This window comes from Butyricicoccus sp. (assembly GCF_050872565.1).
Lineage (GTDB): Bacteria > Bacillota > Clostridia > Oscillospirales > Butyricicoccaceae > Butyricicoccus_A.
This window is the reverse complement of the sequence record NZ_JBNMHC010000091.1, coordinates 1-7,196: the sequence shown is the minus strand read 5'-3', so window position 1 is coordinate 7,196 and position 7,196 is coordinate 1. Positions and strand designations below refer to the sequence as shown.

Genomic DNA, 7,196 nt, shown 5'->3' with positions numbered 1-7,196 from the left:
TGCCGCCAAGAAACCGCCGGATACGCCGGTCGTCTCTCCATTCATTAAGCCGGTAAACGATGTGCCATTCATAGCGAGCACGCCGCCTGCAAAGCCAACCGCTAAGCCCGGACGATCCGCAATGGACATGGCAATGAATCCAGCGAGAATCGGAAGCATGAATCCGAAGGCTGCATTACCAACTGTCTTGAAGAACGCAGCCAGCGGGGTGTTCATGCCAAAATTGGAAGGGTCAATTGAGTAATCATCGAGCAGGAATGCCAGCGCGATCATAATACCGCCGCCGACAACGAACGGCAGCATATGCGATACGCCATTCATCAAGTGCTTATAAATCGCACTTCCTGCGGATTCATTTGGAGCAGCAGCTGGTGCGCCGCCCGTCGCGTGATAAATCGGCGCTTCGCCGTTCACAATCTTGTTAATCAGCTCTTCCGGCTTATGAATGCCATCGGCAACACGGGTAATGACCACCGGTTTGCCGTCAAAACGAGCCATTTCTACATTTTTATCTGCGGCAATAATAATGCCGTCACATTTTGCGATTTCGTCCGCGGTCAGCGCATTTTTTACGCCGCCGGAGCCGTTGGTTTCTACCTTTGTCGGGATGCCCATTGCAGCGCCTGCTTTTTGCAGATTTTCCGCTGCCATATAGGTGTGTGCAATGCCGGTCGGGCACGCGGTGACACACAAAATACGGTATCCCGTCTGGGGAACTTCTTCTTCGGTGAAGCTCTCATCTCCGAAGTTCTGTTCCTCTTCTTTTGCAATCAAATCGAGAAATTCCTGTGGCGTTTTTGCCGCATTCAGCTTTGCTACAAAGTCTTCATTTGCCAGCAGGCTCATCATACGCGCCAGCATATCTACATGCAGATTGCCGTTCATCGGCGCTGCAATCATGAAAAAGAGCTTGCTCTTATCATCGTCATCTTCGTTGTACTGAATAGGTTCTGTCAGTCGTACTACTGCCAAGCTCGGCGCAGTAACGACTTCCGTCTTTGCGTGCGGAACGGCAATCCCTTCGCCAACATACGTAGAGAATTCGGCCTCTCGTGCATAAATAGCCTTTTTATAGGCCTCTTTATCTGTGATATTGCCGTGAGTAAACTGAAGATCTACCAACTTATTGATGACAGCATCCTTGTCTTTCGCTTTGACATCCAATGCTGTGGCATCTCGGCTAAACAATTCAATCAGTTTCATATACTCGCCCTCTTTCTCTTGCTTATTTTTTTCTATCTTACAGCGTTTGAAGCAGCTGTTCGATGTCCTTTTTCTCTGCCAGACCAATAGAGAACGCAGTAGCACTGCCAGCAGCTGTGCCGAGCTTGAGTGCATAGCTGTAATCCTGCTTGGTGAGATAGCCAGCCAAGAAGCCTGCTACCATCGAATCGCCAGCGCCTACACTGTTCTGTACCTTGCCCTTCGGGCAGCCAATGCGATGCACTTCGCCGGTCTCATCCAGCAGCAGCGCACCGTCTCCTGCCATAGAGACCAGAATATTTCTGCCGCCCATTTCCTGCAATTTTCTTGCACAATCGGCAATTTCTTCGTCTGTCTTGAGAACCGTGTTGAAAATTTCACCCAGTTCATGATTGTTCGGCTTGATGAGGAACGGATGATACTTGAGCACATTGACGAGCAAGTCACGCGTGGCATCCACGACAATGCGAATGTCCTTGTCTGCCAGATGCGCCATGATCTTCTCATAGGTATCGCTGGCCAGACACGATGGGATGGAACCGGACAGCACCAGCGTATCGCCAGCCTGAATCTGATCCAGCTTGTCATACAGCTGTTTCATATCCTCTGCGGTAATATTCGGGCCAATGCCGTTGATTTCCGCTTCCTGCTCTGCCTTTACTTTGACATTGATGCGAGTCATGCCTTCAGAGACATGAATGAAATCTGTGCACAGACCACTCGCCTGCAATCCTTTTTCCAGTCCTTCTCCGGTAAATCCAGCGACAAAGCCCAAGGCCTTCGACTCAATCCCCAAGGTGCGCAGCACATTGGAAACATTGATGCCCTTGCCGCCGAACTGATATTCTTCCGAAGCATTTCTATTGATGCCTTCCTGCTTGAGCGGACCATGTAAATGAACCACATAGTCAATAGCCGGATTAAAGGTCACAGTGTAAATCATTCTCTGTCAATCTCCTTCACCAAGGTCTTCTCCGCATAGCTGACATCCGGCAGTCGGTTTGTAATGATACCCGCCTGTGCCAAATCGCAAATCCCTGCGGCACAAATTTTGTTGAACTTACTCTCATCTGCAAGGAACCAGCTTTCAAACGATGACTGAATCGCCGCCGCTTTCAACTCGGCTTCCTCGATGGTCGGCGTCATAAAGCCGCGCTCGATGGAAATGCCGTTGGCTCCCATAAATGCTTTGGTAAAATTATACCGACGCAGGCTGTTGAGAACTGCGGTGCCTACAATGGCTTCGGTACGAGGTTTGACGCGTCCTGCCGGAACATAAACCATGCATCCCTTTCGTGCCAGAATGCGTGTGTGCAGCAGGCCATTGGTAACATATACCGCTTTTTTTGCCTCGCCGCTGATGGCATTGACCAAATGGATGGTGCTGGTTCCGGCATCAATATACACAAAATCATCTGCTCGAATCAGCGATGCGGCATATTGTCCCATGCGCTTCTTTTCTTCTACAAACAGAACCTCTTTTGTGTCCATATCCGGTTCATACGGGTCGTATGATGGTTCCATGTGCATTGCCATGGCGCCTCCGTATACCTTTGTCAGCTTTCCCTGACGATCCAAAACAATCAGATCCCGCCGAATCGTTGATTCACTGATGTGAAGCTGTTCGGACAACTCCTGCACACTGGCGGATCTCTGTTTATGCAAAATATCCAAAATCATCTGGTGTCTAGTTTCAGCGATCATGTCAATTCCCTCTCTATGGCATCAATTATAACAATTTTTACATTCAATTTCAATCATTATCAATCATTTTTGTGCAACTTTTTGACCAACTTTGAGAATTTGAACTTTTTTCCATAGTTATAGTCATATTTTTAACAATTTTAACAAAATCATTTCAAAAAAATTGCACAAAAGCCGTTATCTCTATGTACAAAAAAAGCGGGAGCACAGCTGTGCCCCCACCTTTTGATATTCTTTGATTTACTTCAATCTCTCCACACGCAGGCGAACCGAATCGCGATGTGCCGGAAGACCTTCGATATTTGCAAAGTTCATCGTCGGCTGCGCCAGATTCAGGCAGCCCTGCTTGCTGACAAACTGATGGAACGGAGTCTTGATAAAGGTGCCAACCCAAACGCCGTTGGAATATCTCGCCGTTCCCATCGTTGGCAGGGTATGATTCGGACCGGAGACAAAGTCACCGAAGGCAACCGGTGCGTAGTGTCCAACAAACAGAGAGCCGTAATGGCGCATCTGCTGCGCAACTTCCCGCTCATTGTCCGTCTCGATCTCCAGATGCTCCGGTGCAATCTCATTAGCCAAATCAATGGCTTCCTGCATAGAATCTGCCAAGTAAATTGCACCATTGTCCTTCCAAGACTGACGGCAAACATCTTCTGTATTCAGCGTGGTAATCAGGCGATCCATCTCCTGCATCGTTGCGTCAATCGTTGCCTGATCGGTGCAGACAAGAATTGCCTTAGAATTCGGGTCATGTTCTGCCTGTGCCAGCAAATCAATCGCCAAGAATTCCGGATCTGCGGTGTGATCTGCGACAATCAACACTTCGCTCGGACCAGCAAGGCTATCAATGCCGACATCACCCAGCACCTGACGCTTTGCCTCGGTCACGAACTTATTGCCCGGGCCAACAATCAAATCAACCTTCTTCATGCTCTCGGTGCCGTAAGCAAACGCGGCAACTGCCTGTGCGCCGCCCATGCAGTAGATTTCATCTGCACCGGCAATATCCATAGCAACCAGAACAGCCGGATGAATCGTGCCGTAGCCAGCATATGCCGGAGAACAAGCGCAGACTTCCTTGACACCGGCAGCCTTTGCTGTCACAATGCCCATCAAAGCAGAGCTTGGCAGCGGATGACGACCAGCCGGTACATAGCAGCCACAGCGATCCACCGGAATCATTCGATGACCAATCTCCACGCCCTCTACACGACTCGGAATATTCAGATCCTTCAGACACTCGCGCTGCTTCTCTGCAAAGAAGCGAATCTGGCCTGCTGCGAAACGAATGGTCTCAATCGTCTCCTCATCCACCTGCTCATAGGCAGCCTTGACCTGCTCCGGAGAAATGCGCACGGTGTCAATATCCATATGGTCAAACTTCGCCGCATACTCAATGAGTGCCTTGTCACCGTTGATCTGCACATTTTCAATAATGTCCATGACAGTATGCGTCAGCGCAGCATCTCTCTGATAGGTCTTTTTCTCTGCCTGCTTTAAAATCTTCATAGTAGGAATTCCTCCTGAATTGTATGTCAAAGATACTTTTATACATCAAAGTATCTTTATTATAGACGATTCCAAGCGAAAAAAAAAGTATCCGTATGAAACTTTTCCTATCATTCGCGCAAAATTAAACGATTGCACAAAAAAGCACGCTGGAATGCGTGCTTTTTTGCGTCTGTTATTCGTATTTCTAACATCTTATCTCTTCTTATACAGTACCAATTCCGGATTGCCTCCGTCTTTTTCATACGTGCATACAAGCAGGAAATCTAAGCTGGCAATCACACCGAAACATCGTTCTCCGCCGAATTCACAGGGAAGCTGATTGCCGAGATAGGTCTTGCGGTCATCCAAAAATTTCACCGATTGTCCATTCGGCAATAGATACTCAAGATTGACCTGTTTTCCTACCAGTGCATGTAAATTTTCGACTGTCGGCAAGCCCTCTATGTGAAGCTGATTGATTTCCTGTATCAGCTGTTTCTTGAATGCCTCAAATTGTCCGTTGTCACTGAGAGCATCATAGTGTTTCCAATAATCCAGTGTCGGAAGCAACGCCTGTAAATATTCACGTGCCTGTCTCTCGGTACATGTTTCGTTTTTCATGTTTTTGACACAAACGTCAATCAAATCATCCATATCATGATACGTATATGTTCCGTCGGCATAACACCATCTGCAGTAATCCTCATTTAAGGTACCGTCTTGATTTCTGCCGATAATGGAATCATCTTCTATGGGCATCCCGCAGCATTGACAAATCAATTGTCTTGGCGAACCCAAAAGTGTGTTGATAGAAACATCAAATAATTCGGACAGCAATTTTAATGTCTCTGTATTTGGAATGGTCTCTCCGTTTTCCCAGCGCGAAACCGCCTGTCTGGTAACAAATACTTTTTCCGCAAGCGCATCCTGCGACATGCCGTTTCTTACGCGAAGTTTATATAGTACTTCTTTAGTGTTCATAGAAAGCACCTCCTTGTATTATATAGTATAATCGGAAGCCGCTTTTGAGACAAGCAACTCGCTGTTGCGTCTTTTTTCGTCTCATGTTTGAAAAATCAGTCCAGATAAAAAACATATTCATCCAGCAACAACTGAAAGCCATAATTCACGTATAAAGGTTTTCCCATCTGAGACGGGTTCAGCATGACCTTTCCAATCTGATGTTTTTTGGCATACGTCATCACACAGTTCAACAGCTCTTTTGCAATTCCCTTATGTCGATAAAAAGGTTCAACATACATATTCATAAGTCTTGCCACTTTGCCATTCGGGTGTTTTGTCGTTGGCATCATTTCAAATAGTGTGATTCCCACGGTTGCAATCAACTGGCCGTCATGTTCACAGACAAAAGCAATGTGTGCTCCGCTTTTTAGGTTGCGTTTGAAAAAGTCCAACGTTTCTGTGTAAATTAACTCTCGGTCAAAACCAGCATCAAGTTCTTTCCTCATCTGCATTCTAAGGTCAGTCAATGCTTCACAATCAGAAATTGCTGCCATCCGATAGTTCATTCTTTCCACTCCCATTTCCGATCTATTGAGCCGAGTATACCATACCGCCAATCGAAAGACTACCCCTATATGTCAGAACTAGCTCTTTTAAACAAACAAAAAAGCACTCCGAATGGAGTGCTTTTCGTGGTGGAAGTTACAGGGCTCGAACCTGTGACCCTCTGCTTGTAAGGCAGATGCTCTCCCAGCTGAGCTAAACTTCCAAGCTGGTTTTCTGTTCTCTCTTGAGAACGATATTTATTATACACACTCTCACGCACTTTGTCAACACTATTTTTATGTTTTTTTCAAAAACAAGAGAGAAGTCTCCTTCTCCCTTGTTTTTCGTCTGTTTATCGCTGATTTTGCCGCTGAATGGCATCGGCAATCTGCCGGCTGATCTGATCCATTTCCTCTCGGAATGCACGTGCAGAAACGCGCTGTGCACCATGCGAGAAAATAATGATCTGCTCGACGCCATCCGACGTTGCAACGCGCACATTGCGCCGTCCGCTGATTTCATACGATACTTTTTCAATAAACATATCCGCCGTTTCCGCTTCTTTGGTGTAAACTACATGGATATTATGATAGCTGTCAATCATACCAGCACGTCCCGGCACGCGATAAGCATCGAACACCAAAATCACTTCACAGCGGCGATACGCTTGATAATTGCACAGCATATCCATGAGCACCTGCCGCGCGGCATCCATATTATCCTTGGCAATTTCATTTAAATCGTCCCAGGAGAAAATAATATTGTAGCCGTCTACCAGCAGATAATCCCGCGCCGGTTCCAGCTGACGCAGCACTTCCCGCGGCTGGTCATATCGCATTGCTTTGTGTGAGCGGAACGCTCTCGGCTGAATCGCACCATACGTACGTTCAAAAATCTTCTTGAGTTCCTTATCTAATTCTGCCGAGCTGCTGTACGAAGCTCTGACTGGACGAGAAATCACCTGTTCTTCCGTTTTTTCCTGTTTGGGCGTCTGGTAGGTCAGCGGCAAATGCATATGCTGCTCCACTTCGTTCCATTTGACCGGATAGCCTGCGCCGTGCGAGCAAAAGACAGAGTCCGGCGTGTGTTCCAAATCTGCCTCTGGTTGATACCCTATGCGTTCTATGACTTGTTCCGCCTCATGGCATGGACGATAGCCGTCCACCGTCAGCGAAATTCGCCCCGTGCCGCGCGTGTAGGCAATGACCTCCATTGGATAATCCCGCATGGAAGAGACCGGCGCTGTGCCTGTCAAAATCGAATAAGTACCATCGGTCTCCGGTGGG

Annotated in this window: 7 protein-coding genes and 1 tRNA gene; all 8 read right to left on the bottom strand. The window is 47.4% G+C overall.

The window, feature by feature from the left end:
* Positions 1–1,203: fructose PTS transporter subunit IIA (locus ACR0P9_RS05405; RefSeq protein ID WP_432618054.1), on the bottom strand; the 1,203-nt coding region annotated here is incomplete at its 3' end.
* A gap of 37 nt (positions 1,204–1,240) precedes the next feature.
* Entirely contained in the window at positions 1,241–2,146 is a 906-nt protein-coding gene (pfkB, locus tag ACR0P9_RS05400; protein ID WP_432618052.1) for a 1-phosphofructokinase, read from the bottom strand.
* Positions 2,143–2,907, bottom strand: coding sequence for a DeoR/GlpR family DNA-binding transcription regulator (locus ACR0P9_RS05395; RefSeq protein ID WP_432618050.1), 765 nt, complete (start codon positions 2,905–2,907; stop codon positions 2,143–2,145). Before ACR0P9_RS05395 ends, pfkB begins: the two co-directional genes overlap by 4 nt.
* A 240-nt stretch (positions 2,908–3,147) precedes the next feature.
* Entirely contained in the window at positions 3,148–4,419 is a 1,272-nt protein-coding gene (gene hisD / locus ACR0P9_RS05390; RefSeq protein WP_432618048.1) for a histidinol dehydrogenase, read from the bottom strand.
* Between the two features lie 195 nt (positions 4,420–4,614).
* Positions 4,615–5,382 carry a zinc ribbon domain-containing protein gene (locus ACR0P9_RS05385; protein ID WP_432618046.1) on the bottom strand — a complete coding sequence of 256 codons (768 nt, stop codon included), beginning with the start codon at positions 5,380–5,382 and terminating at the stop codon, positions 4,615–4,617.
* Positions 5,383–5,477: 95 nt separating this feature from the next.
* A complete protein-coding gene (locus ACR0P9_RS05380; RefSeq protein WP_432618044.1) occupies positions 5,478–5,930 on the bottom strand; it encodes a GNAT family N-acetyltransferase in 453 nt (150 codons plus the stop codon).
* A 127-nt stretch (positions 5,931–6,057) separates the two neighbouring features.
* Positions 6,058–6,133, bottom strand: a tRNA-Val gene (locus tag ACR0P9_RS05375).
* A 129-nt stretch (positions 6,134–6,262) separates the two neighbouring features.
* Positions 6,263–7,196: NYN domain-containing protein (locus ACR0P9_RS05370; RefSeq protein WP_432618042.1), on the bottom strand; the 934-nt coding region annotated here is incomplete at its 5' end.

Excerpts from the sequence above, each read along its gene's own strand:
- ACR0P9_RS05380 (WP_432618044.1), bottom strand. The coding sequence starts at position 5,930 with ATGAACTATCGGATGGCAGCAATTTCTGATTGTGAAGCATTGACTGAC.
- ACR0P9_RS05385 (WP_432618046.1), bottom strand. The coding sequence starts at position 5,382 with ATGAACACTAAAGAAGTACTATATAAACTTCGCGTAAGAAACGGCATG.
- pfkB (WP_432618052.1), bottom strand. The coding sequence starts at position 2,146 with ATGATTTACACTGTGACCTTTAATCCGGCTATTGACTATGTGGTTCAT.
- ACR0P9_RS05395 (WP_432618050.1), bottom strand. The coding sequence starts at position 2,907 with ATGATCGCTGAAACTAGACACCAGATGATTTTGGATATTTTGCATAAA.
- hisD (WP_432618048.1), bottom strand. The coding sequence starts at position 4,419 with ATGAAGATTTTAAAGCAGGCAGAGAAAAAGACCTATCAGAGAGATGCT.